Genomic DNA, 16,042 nt, shown 5'->3' on the forward strand with positions numbered 1-16,042 from the left:
GCAAGCGATGCAATCGCGCCGCTCGCCCTTGCCCTGTCGCCCGGGCGTCGATCAGGAGCCGAATCGGTCGTCTATCACACGCTGCGCGGCATTCAACCCTGTCGTCAACGCTTCGTCTTCCGTGCCGAAGGCGCGGTTTCCCTCCGCGATGAGCCGAACGGGTACGCCTATTGGCCTTCGCGGGTCCGCCGTGCAGATACTCACCACGGCAATGTAGGCCGCCGCAGGCCCATAGGTGAAATCGCTCGACACCGCCCGCACGGGCTCGAGTTTCACGGTGACCTCGAAGTCCTTGTACGTGTAGGTTTTTTCCATGGATTCACTCCGCGTTGTCGGCTGTGATCGCAGCGTCAATCAAACCTCAGCAACCAAGTTAATGATGCTGGTCTGAAAAATCAATAGGTTCGGCGCAGAGTCCGTCGCGTGGGTGCGTATCCTTAATGCATCACGGTATCTGCTTTGCCAATCGGGCTCCCGTGTATCCACCGGACCCCGAATTGACGGCACTGTGATCGATGCGGCGCTCACTTTGCTTGAACGCCGCGCGAATGGTCATTTGATGAAGCTCAGTTCCTTGCTGATTCGCTCCAGGATCGGCTTTTTCTTTTCGTTGAAGGACGCTTTGTTCTGCTGGATCAGGTTATTGCCTTTGGTGTCGATCGAGATGATCAACGGACCAAACTCCTTCACGCGATTGATCCAGAGCGTTTCCGGCATGCCGAGGTCTTGCCATTGCGCGTCTTCGATTTCCTCAACCAGCGTAGCCGCGAGGACCGCGCAGCCGCCCGGAAAGATGGCGTGCACGGCCTTGTGTTCCTGACACCCGGCCGCCGTCTCCGGACCCATGCCCCCCTTGCCGACGATCAGTTTGACGCCCGTCTGTTCAATGAATTCGCGCTCGAATTTTTCCATGCGCATGCTGGTCGTGGGGCCAATCGAAACCATTTCGAAGCTGCCGTCATCTTTCTTTCGAACGATCGGGCCCGCATGAAAAATGGCGCCGCCTTCCAGATCGACGGGCAATTGTCTGCCTTGCTCGATCAGTCGACGATGTGCGACGTCCCGGCAAGTGACGAGCCGGCCGGTCAGATAGACGACGTCGCCGACATTGAGATCGTCGAGGTCTTCGGACTTGATGGGCGTTGTAAGGACCTTCTTCACAGCACCACTCCTTCATGGGAAAGTATTTCGTACGACAGGTCGGCGTTGATCTTGATCTTTCCGCGCCGATGAGCCCAACAACCAGTGTTGATCGCAACACCGATCGTCGACGGATGACGTGCTGACGATTCGATATTGACGCCCATCACGCTGTTGTTTCCGGTGAGGCCCTGAGGGCCAATGCCGACTTCATTGAGCCCTTGTTCGAGCAATTCCTCCATCAAGGCTGCGCGCGGGTTTGCGCTCTTCGAATCGACCGGCCGCAGGATAGCGAGCTTGGAAAGCCGGGCGGCCGTTTCGACAGAAGTGGACACGCCCACGCCGACGAGCAGAGGCGGACATGCATTCACCCCGCGCTCGGTGATGACATCCATCACGAACTCGGCCACGCCCTCATAGCCCTGGCCGGGCATCAGAACCTTTGCTGCGCCGGGCAGCGTGCATCCGCCGCCGGCCATGTAAACATCGATGGTGCAGCTGTCCTTGTCGGGGACGATGCGCCAGTCCAGCCAGGGAATCTGCGTGCCCGTGTTGGTCCCGGTGTTCTTTTCATCGAACGTTTCGACGGCGTTGTGACGCAGAGGTCCGAGCCTCGTCGCGACCTCGGTAGCGCCGCGCAGAATGTCTTCGAGTTCCCCAAGCAGCGGAAAATGTGCGCCTGCTTCGACGAAATACTGAATGACACCCGTGTCCTGGCAGCTTGGACGATTCAGTTTGTCGGCAGCTTCCTGATTGCCGTGCATCGAGTCGTAGATCGACTTGGCCAGCGGATTCGTTTCCATCGTCCGCAACTCGGATAATTTCGCTTTGACGTCCTTTGGCAGGCGTTTGCCGATATAGGCCGTGAATTTGGCCATCGTATCGGTAAGGGACTGGATACTGGCTTCCTTGTCCACGTTCACTCCTGGTACTGTGGGGTTGGGATTGAGTTCGTTGTCACGACGACCGAAACCGCGAGCATGGCCGCACCCGCGCAAGGACCTTCGAATTCGTTCGTGTGAGGGGACTTTACCGAACTCAGAGTGCTGAAACCGGCTTGATAGTCAAGGCATCTTTAACTTCAATTCATAACCGGCAAAGGGCAGGCCGTCCCGCGTGTTACCTGCCAAACAACTATCTTGCAAATACCCGTAATACACGTAAAATACATTTACCTGCCGAACAGGTAACCCTCCAGGGCGCTCCGCGATGAAACGCACGTTGCTCAACCCGCAACAGCTTGGCCAGATCCTGCGCACCGCGCGGCGCGGCAAAGGGCTTTCGCAGGCCCAGGCCGCGTCGCGCGTCGGTCTCAGTCAGAGCCGGCTTTCGGCGCTCGAGCTCAATCCCGACTCCATCACGTCGGAACAACTGTTTGCGCTGCTGGCCATGTACGGCCTCGAACTGAGCGTGCAGACGCGGCCGGCCAGCGCTGTGCCGTCGCAGGAGGAGTGGTAACCGTGGGCCGCCCGTCTCATGCGCGCGCGCTGTCGGTATGGACCAACGGTCTGCGTGTCGGCACCTGGCGCATTCCGTCGCGCGGCGACATGGAGCTTCAGTACGACCGCGACTGGATGGCGTCGGCCGCGGGACGGCCGTTGTCGCTGTCGCTGCCGTTCGGGATCGACGATGCGCCGTTGCGCGGCGAGCGCGTGCGCAACTATTTCGACAATCTGCTGCCCGACAGCGAAGCGATCCGTCGGCGTCTCGCCACGCGCTTCAGGACGGCCACCACCGACGCCTTCGATCTGCTCGAGGCCATCGGCCGCGACTGTGTGGGCGCTGCGCAGCTGCTTGCCGAAGACGCGCGGCCGGAAGGCTTCGACCGGATCGATGGCATGCCGATGTCGGACGAAGCGATCGAACAGATGCTCGCACGCACGGTCGCGTCGGGCGGTCCGGGCGCGGGCGGCGACAACGACGACTTTCGGATTTCGCTCGCGGGCGCACAGGAAAAGACCGCGCTGCTTCGTCACAACGGAAAGTGGATGCGTCCTCATGGCGCGACGCCGACCACGCACATCTTCAAGCTGCCGCTTGGGCTCGTGGGCAACAAGAAGGCAGACTGGACGACTTCCGTCGAAAACGAATGGCTCTGTCTCGCGCTCTGCAGGGCGTTTGGTCTGCCCGTGCCGAATGCCGATATCCTGACCTTCGGCGAGCAGAAAGTGCTGGCCGTCGAACGCTTCGACCGCCGGCTTCATCCTTCGCGCAAGTGGATTCTGCGGTTGCCGCAAGAGGACTTTTGCCAGGTGCTTGGCAAGCCGCCGCATCAACGGTATGAGGCGGATGGCGGACCCGGCATGATCGATATCGCCGCCGTGTTGCGTCAGTCGGAGCAGCCCGACGACGATCTCGCCACCTTCCTCACTGCGCAGATTCTGTTCTGGATGCTCGCTGCGCCGGACGGTCATGCGAAGAACTTCAGCATCCAGCTGTTGCCGGGCGGACGTTACGCTCTGACGCCGCTGTACGACATCATGTCGATCTGGCCTGTCGAAGGCGACGGCGGCAATCAATGGTCGTGGCACAAGGCGAAACTTGCGATGGCCGTGGTCGGCAAGAACCGGCACTATCTGATGAAGGACATCCAGCGCCGCAACTTCAACGCGATGGCGTCGCGCTGTTTCTATGGCGCCGATGCCGAGCCGCTGATTGCCAGTTTGATCGAAAAGACTCCCGTCGCTATCGAACAGGTTGCAGCAGAACTTCCTGCTGGCTTCCCTCAGAAGGTGGCGAAGCGGATCTTCGATGGACTCAGGGCCTCGGCGGAGCGCCTCGCCGCCATGCAGCCGGGTATCTGATATCGGGGTTGCAGACTGCCTCTTCGAATCGCATCTGCCGGCCGTTGTGCTGCAACGCTTGCAGACAAGCAGGGAAGGTTAGAATGCTGGCGTCGACGAAAGCGACGTTCGCTCCGCACAAGGCTACCCGCGCGCTATGGAAATCAAGTGGATTGAGGATTTCATCGCCCTCGCTCAATACCAGAGCTTCTCGCGAGCAGCGGAATTCCGCAATGTGACTCAATCGGGATTCAGCCGGCGAATCCAGTCTTTAGAACAATGGGTCGGCGCCGAACTGATCGACCGCAGCAGTTTTCCCCCGGTCTTGACGCCTGCAGGTCAGCTGTTCCGTGAGGTAGCGGACGACGTCCTGAACAAGCTCTTCGATACGCGCGCGATCATCCGCACAGAGCAGCGCATTGCCGGCAAGAGTCTGCAGATTGCGGCCGGGCATACCATCGCGCTGAATTTTCTTCCCTCCTGGCTAAAGGCGCTTGCGGCTCACTTCGGAGAAGTGCGTGCGCGGGTGGTGCCGACCAACGTGCACGACTCGATTCTGATGCTCGTCAACGGCAACTGTGAGTTGATGTTTGCGTACCACCATCCCGAACTTCCCTTGCATCTCGACCCGGCGAAGTACGAGCATGTCACGGTAGGCATCGACACGCTCATGCCCGCGACGAGGCCGAATCAACGCTCCGCTCCGATGTACCGTCTGCCGGGCACCGCAAAACAGCCCTTGCCGCACATCTCTTATACGGACACGAGCTATTTCGGGCGGTGTCTTTCCCTGCTGCTTGGCCGGGCTTCGAGTACGCCTTCTCTGAGACTCCATTACGAATCGGACATGGCCGAAGTCCTCAAGAAGCTCGTGATGGAAGGCGAGGGCATTGCGTGGCTTCCCAGAAGTGCAATTGCGGAAGAACTCGATAACGGCGAGCTCGTTCCCGCGGGACCGTCCGTGTGGAACCTCGAAATCGCGTTGCGCGTCTATCGCGATGCGTCCAATCGCAATGAGTTTCTCGATTCACTCTGGCAGCACCTCCGCGCCGTTTCGCCTGTTTCCGGCTAGGGTTTTCCCGGCTTATGCGAAATCCGCATAGCCGCATGCAGCACTGGCATTCAGGCCTTTTTGATCCTCTTTACTATCCGTTCTGACTCTGACGCGACGCGTGGCCGGCGCCGTGCAGAACCTCTTTCAGCGCATGACGATCGCATCGCGGCCGCCATGCGTCACTCAAGGACGGATGGAAATGAAGAATCGCCTGACTCTGACTATCGCCGCCGGGATGGTGCTCGGCGTCCTTGCCGGCTATGCGTGTCACACGAGCTTGTCCGACCCTGCAACGGTAAAGGCCGTGGCGGGGTACTTCTCGATCGTGACGGACATCTTCCTGCGGCTCGTCAAGATGATCATTGCGCCGCTGGTCTTCGCGACGCTGGTATCCGGTCTCGCCGGCATGGACAGCGGTCAGGACGTGGGCCGGATAGGTCTGCGGTCGGTCGGGTGGTTCGTCTGCGCGTCTCTGCTGTCGCTGAGTCTCGGCCTCGTACTGGCCAATCTGCTACAGCCGGGCGCCGGATTGCATCTGATCGAGAGTGCGGGCGAGGTGAACACCGGCCTGAACACATCGGCGCTGAACGTCAAGGATGTCATCACGCACGCGTTTCCGACCAGCTTGCTGGACGCGATGGCACGCAACGACATCCTGCAGATACTTATCTTCTCCGTGTTTCTCGGGCTGGCACTCAGTGCACTGAAACGCGACGAGCGCGTGAAGATCGTCATCCAGGCGATCGACGGGATGGTGCCCGTCATGCTGCGTCTGACGAACTATGTGATGCGCGCCGCGCCGCTTGGTGTGTTCGGCGCGATTGCATCCGCTGTGACGTTGCGCGGCATCGACGTGCTGTACACCTACGGCAAGCTGATCGGTTCGTTCTACCTTGGGCTGGCGCTTCTGTGGGCGATCCTGATCGGCATGGGTTATCTCTTTCTGGGCCGCCGCATTGGAACGCTTCTGAAGTGCGTGCGCGAGCCGGCCATGATTGCGTTCTCGACTGCAAGCAGCGAGGCGGCGTATCCGCGCCTCACCGAACAACTGGAGCGCTTTGGCGTCGACAAGAAGGTGGTCGGCTTCACCTTGCCGCTCGGATACGCATTCAATCTGGACGGCTCGATGATGTACCAGGCCTTTGCCGCGATCTTTATCGCGCAGGCGTTCGGCGTCGACATGCCCGTCTCGCAGCAGATCTTCATGCTGCTGGTGCTGATGCTGAGCAGCAAGGGGATGGCGAGCGTACCGCGCGGCTCGGTGGTAGTGGTCGCGGCCGTGGCGCCGATGTTCCATCTGCCTGCTGCCGGCGTGGCGATGGTGCTGGCAATCGATCAGATCCTGGACATGGGGCGGACCATGACCAATGTTATCGGCAATAGCGTGGCGACGGCTGTCATTGCGAAATGGGAGGGCGCGCGCCAGCCGCAGTCCGACGACGCACACGAGTTCGATCACGCGGAGGCCGCAGCAAAATGACGCCGGTAATCGCCGAACGCAGGCGCAAGTACGGTATCGTGGGCGGCCTCGGGCCGTTGGCAAGCGCGGACGTGTTTTTCAAGCTCGTGCAGGCGTTGCCATCGTCGACGGATGCCGGGCACGCCGACCTGATTTTCCAGCAGCATCCGTTTCGCAGCGCCGGCACGGGCAGTGCAGCGACGACAGAACGCAAGCTGTATATCTTCGAGATGATCCGCAATTTCGAAAAGCAGGGCGTGACGACAGTCGTGCTTCCCTGCTTCCTCAGTCATACGTTCATCGATGAACTGAAGACGAACACGAGCCTGCATATCGTAGACATGGTCGACGCGCTGCGCCAGCACATTCGCAAGCGGATGCCCGGCGCACGACGAATCGGCTTTCTTGCGTCGGATTTCACGCGAGAAAAGCATTTGTTCGAGCGTTATTTCATGCCGCCCGAGTTCGAGGTCGTCTACCCGCGCCTGCGTGATGGCGTCGATTGCGTGACGGAAGCCGTGTATGGCCGCGACGGCATCAAGGGCGGCAATTTGCGTGGCCGCCCAGTCGAACTGCTGCATGGGGCATGCGCCGATCTGATCGAGCAGGGCGTCGATGTCATCGTGCCCGGCATGACGGAGATCGCGCTTGTTGCCGATGAAATTCGCGTGCTCAGTGTGCCGCTGGTGGATTCCAATCAGGTGTATGCACAACAGGTCGTGTCGGGCCAGTATGACTCGCCTTCGAGCGTATTCAAGGTAGGGGTCGTGGGCGGCGTCGGTCCCGCTGCGACCATCGATTTCCTCAATAAGGTCGTGCGCAACACGCCGGCAACGCGGGACCAGGATCACATCAGGCTGATTGTCGAACAGAATCCACAGATTCCGGACCGCACTGAAAATCTGATAGGCGACGGGGCGGACCCGACTGTTTCGCTGTACGCGACGTGCAAGAGGCTGGAGGAAGGCGACGCGGACATCATCGCGATACCCTGCAACACCGCTCATGCGTTCGTCGAAAGAATCCAGCCGCACCTCGGCATACCGATCGTCAACATGCTGACTGAGACAGTGCGCTTCGTGCGCGAGTCGTGGCCGGGATATCGCGACATCGGCGTTCTTGCGACGTCGGGGACGATCTCGAGCGGCGTCTATGAAAAGGCGCTGCAATCGCAAGGTCTTCGCCAGGTTACGCCCGGTGAGGCGCTGCAAACGCGCGTGATGGAGGCCATCTACGGCAACAACGGCGTGAAGGCGGGATTCACGACGGGGCGGTGTCAGGAAGATATCGCCGCCGCGGTTGAAGGAATGATTGCCGAAGGCGTTGAGATCATCATTCTCGGCTGCACCGAACTTCCGCTTCTTCTGCCACTAGCCGAATTCATCGGCAAGAACGGCAAGCGTGCGTGGCTCGTGGATCCAACCAACGTCCTCGCCCGGCGCTGCATCGCCCATGCGACGGCAGCTCGGGAGTCTGCGCGCGCCGTATCCACGAACAGCCTGACCTTGCCCGCCTGACGACGATGCCGCCGGCGTTTTCCGAATCAAATGGAGTTGTCCATGTCCAGTACCAACGAGCGTATCGAGCACGACCTTTTAGGCGATCTCGCAGTCCCCGATGCCGCCTACTATGGCGTACACACGCTGCGTGCACTCGCGAATTTCCCGATCACAGGCATTCCGATCTCGACGTATCCGAATCTTGTGAACGCTTTGGCGAGTGTGAAAGAAGCCGCGGCGATGGCGAACCACGACCTCGGTCTTCTCGAAGAGCACAAGATGAAGGCGATCGTCCACGCGTGTCGCGAGATTCGCAACGGTATCGCACATGATCAGTTCGTGGTCGATGTCATTCAGGGCGGCGCAGGCACTTCGACGAACATGAACGCAAACGAAGTGATCGCCAATCTCGCGTTGGAGCATCTCGGCCACCGGCGCGGCGATTATGCCGTATTGCATCCCAACGAAGACGTCAATCTCGGTCAAAGCACGAATGACGTGTATCCGACTGCGTTGAAGATTGCGACTTACATGGGCATCGTTCAGCTGGTGCATGCGATGGGCGTATTGCACCACGCCTTCGAGCGCAAGGCGCAAGAATTTCGCCATGATCTCAAGATGGGGCGCACGCAACTGCAGGATGCAGTTCCCATGACACTGGGGCAGGAGTTCAGTACGTTCGCGGTCATGCTCGGAGAAGACGAAGAGCGCCTTGCAGAAGCATCGAAGTTGATCTGCGAGATTAACCTGGGTGCAACGGCCATCGGCACGGGCATCAATACGTCGCCAGACTATGCCCCCCTTGCGTGCCGGCATCTGGCCGGTATCACGGGCATACCCGTCGTCACTTCGCCCAACCTCGTCGAGGCGACCCAGGACGTGGGCTCGTTCGTCCAGCTGTCGGGCGTGCTCAAGCGAGTTGCCATCAAGCTCTCGAAGACGTGTAACGACCTTCGACTTCTTTCAAGCGGCCCGCGAGCGGGTTTCGGCGAGATCAACCTTCCGCCTGTTCAGGCCGGGTCCAGCATCATGCCAGGCAAGGTCAACCCGGTGATTCCGGAAGTCGTGAACCAGATCGCGTTCGAAGTCATCGGCAACGACGTCACGGTCAGCTTTGCGGCCGAAGCCGGTCAATTGCAGCTGAACGCATTCGAGCCGCTGATTGCGCACAGCATTTTCAAAAGCGTTGCGCACCTGCGCGCTGGATGTCTCACGCTTGCATCGAGATGTGTCGATGGGATCACCGCCAATCGCGATCGACTTCATGCGCTGGTCGAGAGCTCGATCGGTATCGTGACAGCCCTCAATCCTTACATCGGCTATGCGAACGCGACGCAGGTTGCGCAGCAGGCGCTGCTGTCGGGCAAAAGCGTTGCCGAGATCGTCATCGAGAAGGGGCTGCTTAGCCGCGCTCAACTCGATGACATCCTGCAACCGGCAATGCTGACGGAGCCGAGGCATGCGCCGTCCAGGCGGCTGTCGACTTTGTCCGATGGATGAGAAATCCGATGCGACGTTCTAGAATGGTCTCCTCGTTCGACGAGATCGAGCCGCGACGGCTTCGCGGATTGCAGGCCGGATCGAAACTACCGTCAGGTCATTTCTACTGGAGTCACGAATGAACGCAATCAGAACGTTGAAACTGCTTGGAGCTGCATTCGTTGTCGTCGCTTCCGTCAATGCGTGGGCGCAGGGAAGCGAATCTGCTGCTGCGTCGGCTCCGACGCATGGTGCGTCGAAGTCCGAGGTCAGGAAAGCCAATCGGGCGTTGAGCAAGAAGGTGGCTCAGGCGCTTTCCAAAGGAGGCGTCGACACGACGGGCATCAACGTGCTGGCCAAAGGTGGCGCCATAACGCTCGCGGGCGGTGTCAACGATCCGGCCCAGATCGACAAGGCGACCTCAATTGCACAGGGCGTGGCGGGTGTGACGTCGGTGAAAAATGCGTTAACGGTTCGTGAGGGCGGGCAGTGAAATTGCCCTGTACTTGCTGAATCGGCATAACTGAGCAGGCGCGCGTACCGAAAACGCGCGCCTGTTCAACCCCTTCCCGTCATGGCTCTGCCGCCGCTGCGGATGACAGCGGCCGCATCGACGCATCCAGTGCTTCCTCGACCAGTTCGATCCAGTGACGCACGCGCGTTCTGCCTGCGCCATCCAGATGCATTTGACAACCGATGTTCGCGGTCGCGATGATGTCCGGCTGTCCGCTTTCGAGCGCCGTCAGCTTGTTGTCGCGCAGCTTCTGCGCAAGCTCGGGCTGCGTAATCGAGTACGTGCCTGCCGAACCGCAGCACAGATGCGCATCGGGTACGGCGGGCAGATCGAAGCCGAGCCGCGTCAGCACGCTTTCGACTGCGCCGCCCAGCTTCTGAGCATGCTGTAGCGTGCAGGGGCAATGAAACGCGACGCGCAGTGCGATCGCATCGTCGGCGGGCTGCAGCGCATCGAGCGGTTCGGCTGCCAGCACTTCGACGAGATCGCGCGCCAGCGCGCTCACGCGCGCCGCTTTGGCCGCGTAGAGCGGATCATTGCGCAGCAGATGTCCGTATTCCTTCACGAACGCGCCGCATCCGCTCGCCGTCTGGACGATCGCTTCGGCGCCCGCTGCAATCGCGGGCCACCATGCGTCGATATTGCGGCGCGCACGATCGAGCCCCGCGTCCTGTGCGTTCAGGTGATAGTCGGTCGCGCCGCAGCAGCCTGCTTCGCTCGCGCGCGTCACGCTGATGCCGAGCCGATCCAGCACGCGCGCCGCCGCGGCATTCGTATTCGGCGAGAGCGACGGCTGCACGCAACCTTCGAGCATCAGCACGCGGCGTGTGTGACGCGGCGCCGGGCGTTGCTTCGCAGGCACAGCGGCGCGCGCCGGAATCTTCGCCTGCACGCTCGCGGGCAACAGCGGCCGCACCGCGCGCCCTGTCTTGAGCAGCGCGTCGAACACGTCGGGGCGCGGGATCACCGTGCGCAAGCCTTTACGCGTCAAGCGCTCGCCGATGGGCCGCTCGATGCGGCGCTCGAGTTCCGCGCGTCCAATATCGAGCAGCCGGTGATAGGTGACGCCCGACGGGCACGTCGTTTCGCAATTGCGGCACGTGAGGCAGCGGTCCAGATGCAATTGCGTCCTGGCGCTGACGGGCTCGCCTTCGAGCAGTTGCTTGATCAGATAGATGCGACCGCGCGGTCCGTCGAGTTCGTTGCCGAGCAGTTGATACGTCGGGCACGTCGCGTTGCAAAAGCCGCAATGCACGCATGAACGCAGGATGCTTTCCGCTTCTTCGGCATCGGGCAGGGCTTTCGCGTGAGAGTCGAGATTCGTTTGCATAAGCGCGCTCGCTTCAGAGATCGGCGTAGAGCCGGCCGGGATTCAACACGCCATTCGGATCGAGGCGGCGTTTCAATTGACGCTGATAGCGCAGCAGCGGGGCGGCGAGCGGCTGGAACGGCTCTCGCTCGATTGAAGGCGAGAAGCAGGTCGCATGTCCGCCCACAGCGTGCGCAAGCTGGCGGATTTCAGCGGCAGGCGCTTCGCTCTTGAGCCAGCGCTGCGCGCCCGCCCAGTCGATCAACGCATCGCCGGGCAACGTCATCGACGGCGTCGCATTCGGCAGCGACAGACGCCACAGCGGACGCGTGTCCGTGAAGAACGGCAGCCGATGGTCGCGCAATGCATGCCAGAACGCACAATCGATTTCTTCGCCGCCGATCCGGTCTACCGCCGAGTTCACCGAGCCACTGCCGCCCTCGAGCCGCACATGCAGCTCGCCGTCGATATAGCAGGCGCCGCTTACGGGCAGCGCGGCCTTGCGCCATGCCGACAGCTCGCGCATCGCGTCGTCCACGCCAAGCTTGAGCGCGAAACTGCGGCGCTCGCGCGGCTTCGGCAGCACTTTCAGCGACACTTCCGTCAACACGCCGAGCGAACCGAAACTGCCCGCCAACAGGCGCGACATGTCGTAGCCCGCGACGTTCTTCATCACCTGCCCGCCAAAGCGCAGATGATCGCCGTCGCCCGTAATCACGCGGCAGCCGAGCACGAAATCGCGCATCGAGCCCGCCCACGGACGGCGCGGTCCCGACAGTCCCGTCGCCACTGCGCCGCCCACGGTGCCCTGGCCGTCGAAAAGCGGCGGCTCGCACGGCAGCATTTGATCGGCCTCGTCGAGCGCGGCATTCAGTTCGACGAGCGGCGTGCCCGCGCGCGCAGTGATTACGAGTTCGGTCGGGTCGTACGCGACGATGCCGCGATGCGAACGCGTATCGAGTTCCTCGCCTTGCACGTCGCGGCCCAGAAAGCGTTTGCTGTTGCTGCCGCGAATGCGCAATGGCGAGTGCTCCGCGATCGCGCGCTGAACCTGCGCCACGAGGCGCGCGCTGTCATCCATCGAATCGAATTCGCGTCGCATCAGAAGCGCTCCAGATCGGGAAACGGCAGCTTGCCGCGATGAATGTGCATCGCGCCGAATTCCGCGCAGCGGTGGAGTGTCGGAATGTTCTTGCCGGGATTGAGCAGGCCGTCGGGATCGAATGCGGCTTTCAATGAATGGAACAGCTTGAGCTCTTCGCTGCTGAACTGTACGCACATCTGGTTGATCTTCTCGCGTCCGACGCCGTGCTCGCCCGTGATGCTGCCACCCACCTCGACGCACAGTTCGAGGATCTTCGCGCCGAGCGTTTCGGCGCGTTCCATTTCGCCGGGCGAATTCGCATCGAAGAGGATCAGCGGGTGCATGTTGCCGTCACCCGCATGAAAGACGTTCGCGACACGCAGTCCATATTCGTTCGACAGCGCCGCGATTCCGCGCAGCACGCGCGCCAGTTCGCGGCGCGGAATGGTGCCGTCCATGCAGTAGTAATCGGGCGAGATGCGACCCACGGCAGGGAATGCATTCTTGCGGCCGGCCCAGAAGCGCTGACGTTCGGCTTCGTCCTTCGCGATGCGAATGTCGGTCGCGCCCGCTTCGCGCAGCAATGCGCCGACCCGGTCGCAGTCTTCCTGCACGTCCGATTCCGCCCCGTCGAGTTCACACAGGAGAATCGCTTGCGCATCGACGGGATAGCCCGCGTGGATGAAGTCTTCGGCGGCGCGGATCGCGAGGTTGTCCATCATTTCGAGGCCGCCGGGAATCACGCCCGCGCCTATGATCTGCGCGACGGCCGCGCCCGCTTTTTCGACGTCGTCGAAGCTGGCGAGCAGCACCTTTGCGCTTTGCGGTCTGGTCAGCAGCTTCACGGTGACTTCCGTGACGATGCCGAGCATGCCTTCGGAGCCCGTCAGCAGCGCGAGCAGGTCGAAGCCGGGTGAGTCGAGCGCCTCGGAGCCGATCGTCAGGCGCTCGCCGTCGATGGTCATCACTTCGAGTTTCAGGATGTTGTGCACGGTCAGACCGTATTTCAGGCAGTGCACCCCGCCCGCGTTCTCGGCGACATTGCCGCCGATCGAACACGCAATCTGCGACGACGGATCCGGCGCGTAGTAGAGGCCGTGAATCGCGGCCGCCTGCGAGATCGCGAGATTGCGCACGCCGGGCTGCACCCGTGCAATGGATGCTTCGGGGTCGATGTGCAGAATGCGGTTGAAGCGCGCCATCACAAGCAGAATGCCTTGTTCGAGCGGCAGCGCGCCGCCCGACAACCCGGTTCCCGCACCGCGCGCGACGACGGGCACGTTGCGCGCGGCAGCGAATTTCAGCAGCGCCTGAACCTGTTCGATCGAATCGGGCAGCGCGACCATCATCGGTGTGGTGCGATACGCGGCAAGGCCGTCGCATTCGAATGGACGTAAGTCTTCGCGGTCGTGCAGCAGCTGCATGCCGGGCACGAGGCGCTGAAGCTCGGCAACCAGCGCGCTCTTGTCATGCGACGGAAGGGGGCCGTCGATCCGTTCGTCGTACGCGTAGCTCATGGGGCGTCTCCGTGGGCGCGCGAGTGCTGTTTGCACCTGCTTTCACGCGCCACTTATCCGTGTAGCCGCCGATTGTTCACGTTTCGGATCGGACTGTCGATGGTCGGGGAGAGTGGTAATACCAGTTTTTATCGGTTGTCCAGGGTTCATTGAACGCGCAGCCCCAGCGGCAAATAGCAAATGGCGGTATCATCGGCTTCATGAAAAACCAGTCGAGAAAGTGGTCATACCAGTGATTGCAAGCACGGAAGCGAGCGGAAAAGACGCCGATCGGAAGATCGCCGATGTGGTCGCCGAGCGCATCGAGCGGCTGATCGTCGACGGCGTGCTGAGGTCGGGACAGGCGCTGCCGTCTGAGCGGCGCCTGACGGACAAGCTTGGCGTATCGAGAACGGCGCTGCGCGAAGGGCTCAAGCTGCTGCGCGCGCGGGGCATCATCGAAACGGCGCACGGCAAGGGCTCGTTCGTCGCGAATCTGACCGCGCAGCCGCCGCAATCCCCGTTGATGCATCTGCTCTCTTCACAGCCGCGCACGCTCTACGACCTGTTCGAAGTGCGCGGCATGCTCGAAGCGGAATCGGCGCGCCTCGCCGCATTGCGCGGCACGCCCGCCGATTACATGATGATCACGCGCCGCTACGAAGAAATGCTCGCCGCGCACCAAACCGATGCGGACCCCGCAACGCATGCTCGCCTCGACCACGCATTTCATCTGGCGATCTGCGAGGCGTCGCATAACCCGGTGCTCGTCCATACGCTCAGGTCGTTGACGGAGTTGCTGCTGAGTTCGGTGTTCGCGTCGGTGAACAATCTGTATCACCGCCAGCCGCATCGCAAACGGATCGACCGTCAGCATGCGCGGCTCTATAGCGCGGTGACGGGCAAGCTCCCCGAGCAGGCATATCGCACAGCCGCCGATCACATCAACAGCGTGCGCGACAGCCTGCAGGAGATCGAACAGGAAGAGCAGCGACTGGTGCGCGCGACGCTCAGGCTCGAAGGGTGGAAGTGAGGCGCTGATTGCGGAAACTCACGCGGCGATGTCCCATTATGCGGGGCCGCGGCGGCAATCCCGGCTTCGTCCTTCAATGCATTGCGCACAGATCAACTTCGGCGCCGGCGATGTGCGTCGCGATGGCCGCGTTGACTTCGTCGGCGTGCGTGACGGGCCCCATGTGTCCCGCGCCTTCGACAACCGCAAGGCGCGCCGCCGGCAGCAGCATTGGCAAGCGCTCGGCGATCGCGCGGGTTGGAACAGGTGCATGCTGTCCGCGCATGATCAGTGCGGGCACGCGCAGCGTCGCATACGCGTCGGCGGGTGTGCGCTCTTCGAGCAGCGCGCGGAAGTCGAGCGGAGCCTTCGGAGCCCAGCGTGTGAGCGCAGCCTGCACAGAGGGCCGCAGCGCGTCCCACGCGCCGAGGCCGCCCCAGTAATCGACGAACGAAGCGGCGGCACCCCGATAGTCGCCACAGCTCACGCCATCGGCGGTGCGCTTTGAAATCGCAATGATCTCTGCAAGCGCATGCGTGCCGTACGAGCCCATCGTCTTGAGCAGATGAAACGCCGACGGTTCGTAAAGCGTCAGACTCGCAATACGCTCGGGCCGTTCGAGCGCCGCACGCAACGCTACGCCGCCGCCGTACGAATGGCCCACGAGATGAACCTTGCCGCTCGACGCATCGATGATGCCGACGGTCCTCGCGGCCTCGTCGGCGAGCGTGAATGCGCGCTCGCCGCTCCACGGGCCTGTGCTTTCGCAGCCATAGTGCTCAGGCGCGACGAGCGCGTGGCGCGAACCAAGGACCTCGCCGAGCTTTCGCCATTGAGCGGCGCCCGATCCCGAGCAATGCAATGCGATAACCGGCGTTGCAGATGAGAAAGCTGGCGATGCGGTTGTGCTATTCATGTCGGTAAGGCCTTTGTCGATAATGGCAACAGATGGATGTCGTTGCGTACAGTGTCGGTGTGAACGCCGAACCCGTGCAGAGTCCATGCCATACGTAAGAAGGCCTTGTTTTGCAGGGCCGTTGGCTGTCACCGGTTATGCAGATGGGGCGACATGTCGTCGAGTGGCCGACAGATCATGAGCTCGATGTTCGGCGTCGGCAGACACGCGGGTAAAAATGCGGGACTGTATCGCCGTGCGCCAACCCGGCGAGCTGACTTCGCTGCGTGCGGCTGCACCGAAGTCAGTCATGTCCGC

The 16,042-nt window shown here is 61.7% G+C and carries 15 protein-coding genes; 8 read left to right on the forward strand and 7 right to left on the reverse strand.

The window, feature by feature from the left end; all coding sequences use genetic code 11:
• Window positions 1-51 precede the first annotated feature (51 nt).
• The 3 genes from BPHY_RS28200 to ttdA form a co-directional block, all read right to left on the reverse strand.
• On the reverse strand, window positions 52-315 hold the full coding sequence (locus BPHY_RS28200; protein ID WP_041765575.1) for a hypothetical protein: 264 nt from the start codon (window positions 313-315) through the stop codon (window positions 52-54).
• A gap of 237 nt (window positions 316-552) precedes the next feature.
• On the reverse strand, window positions 553-1,161 hold the full coding sequence (gene ttdB / locus BPHY_RS28205; protein ID WP_012404866.1) for a L(+)-tartrate dehydratase subunit beta: 609 nt from the start codon (window positions 1,159-1,161) through the stop codon (window positions 553-555).
• Entirely contained in the window at window positions 1,158-2,018 is an 861-nt protein-coding gene (gene ttdA, locus BPHY_RS28210; protein ID WP_052306191.1) for a L(+)-tartrate dehydratase subunit alpha, read from the reverse strand. The genes ttdB and ttdA overlap by 4 nt, the downstream gene beginning before the upstream one ends.
• A gap of 331 nt (window positions 2,019-2,349) precedes the next feature.
• Between ttdA and BPHY_RS28215 the strand changes: the two genes are divergently transcribed.
• From BPHY_RS28215 to BPHY_RS28245, 7 genes are all read left to right on the forward strand, one after another.
• Window positions 2,350-2,598: a helix-turn-helix domain-containing protein gene (locus BPHY_RS28215; RefSeq protein ID WP_012404868.1), complete on the forward strand. Its 249-nt coding sequence runs from the start codon at window positions 2,350-2,352 to the stop codon at window positions 2,596-2,598.
• A gap of 2 nt (window positions 2,599-2,600) precedes the next feature.
• Window positions 2,601-3,944, forward strand: coding sequence for a type II toxin-antitoxin system HipA family toxin (locus BPHY_RS28220; RefSeq protein WP_012404869.1), 1,344 nt, complete (start codon window positions 2,601-2,603; stop codon window positions 3,942-3,944).
• A gap of 136 nt (window positions 3,945-4,080) precedes the next feature.
• On the forward strand, window positions 4,081-4,995 hold the full coding sequence (locus BPHY_RS28225) for a LysR substrate-binding domain-containing protein (RefSeq protein ID WP_012404870.1): 915 nt from the start codon (window positions 4,081-4,083) through the stop codon (window positions 4,993-4,995).
• A gap of 181 nt (window positions 4,996-5,176) precedes the next feature.
• Complete coding sequence (locus tag BPHY_RS28230; RefSeq protein ID WP_041765955.1) at window positions 5,177-6,457, forward strand: dicarboxylate/amino acid:cation symporter; 1,281 nt, start codon at window positions 5,177-5,179, stop codon at window positions 6,455-6,457.
• Entirely contained in the window at window positions 6,454-7,953 is a 1,500-nt protein-coding gene (cuyB, locus tag BPHY_RS28235) for a cysteate racemase (RefSeq protein WP_012404872.1), read from the forward strand. The genes BPHY_RS28230 and cuyB overlap by 4 nt, the downstream gene beginning before the upstream one ends.
• Before the next feature lie 42 nt (window positions 7,954-7,995).
• Entirely contained in the window at window positions 7,996-9,435 is a 1,440-nt protein-coding gene (aspA, locus tag BPHY_RS28240) for an aspartate ammonia-lyase (protein ID WP_012404873.1), read from the forward strand.
• Between the two features lie 118 nt (window positions 9,436-9,553).
• Complete coding sequence (locus BPHY_RS28245) at window positions 9,554-9,907, forward strand: BON domain-containing protein (protein WP_012404874.1); 354 nt, start codon at window positions 9,554-9,556, stop codon at window positions 9,905-9,907.
• A 79-nt stretch (window positions 9,908-9,986) separates the two neighbouring features.
• On the opposite strand, the gene glcF is transcribed toward BPHY_RS28245, so the two are convergent.
• The 3 genes from glcF to glcD are packed head-to-tail and all read right to left on the reverse strand — an operon-like array spanning window position 9,987 to window position 13,838.
• Entirely contained in the window at window positions 9,987-11,258 is a 1,272-nt protein-coding gene (glcF, locus tag BPHY_RS28250) for a glycolate oxidase subunit GlcF (protein WP_012404875.1), read from the reverse strand.
• A 13-nt stretch (window positions 11,259-11,271) separates the two neighbouring features.
• A complete protein-coding gene (glcE, locus tag BPHY_RS28255) occupies window positions 11,272-12,339 on the reverse strand; it encodes a glycolate oxidase subunit GlcE (RefSeq protein ID WP_012404876.1) in 1,068 nt (355 codons plus the stop codon).
• On the reverse strand, window positions 12,339-13,838 hold the full coding sequence (gene glcD, locus BPHY_RS28260; RefSeq protein ID WP_012404877.1) for a glycolate oxidase subunit GlcD: 1,500 nt from the start codon (window positions 13,836-13,838) through the stop codon (window positions 12,339-12,341). Before glcD ends, glcE begins: the two co-directional genes overlap by 1 nt.
• A gap of 226 nt (window positions 13,839-14,064) precedes the next feature.
• Between glcD and glcC the strand changes: the two genes are divergently transcribed.
• Window positions 14,065-14,850 carry a transcriptional regulator GlcC gene (gene glcC, locus BPHY_RS28265; RefSeq protein WP_407671297.1) on the forward strand — a complete coding sequence of 262 codons (786 nt, stop codon included), beginning with the start codon at window positions 14,065-14,067 and terminating at the stop codon, window positions 14,848-14,850.
• 73 nt (window positions 14,851-14,923) lie between these two features.
• Here the strand turns inward: glcC and BPHY_RS28270 are convergent, their stop codons facing one another.
• Window positions 14,924-15,745, reverse strand: a complete 822-nt coding sequence (locus tag BPHY_RS28270; protein ID WP_012404879.1) for an alpha/beta fold hydrolase — start codon at window positions 15,743-15,745, stop codon at window positions 14,924-14,926.
• Window positions 15,746-16,042: the final 297 nt, after the last annotated feature.

Source organism: Paraburkholderia phymatum STM815, assembly GCF_000020045.1.
In the GTDB taxonomy this organism is placed as follows: Bacteria; Pseudomonadota; Gammaproteobacteria; order Burkholderiales; family Burkholderiaceae; genus Paraburkholderia; species Paraburkholderia phymatum.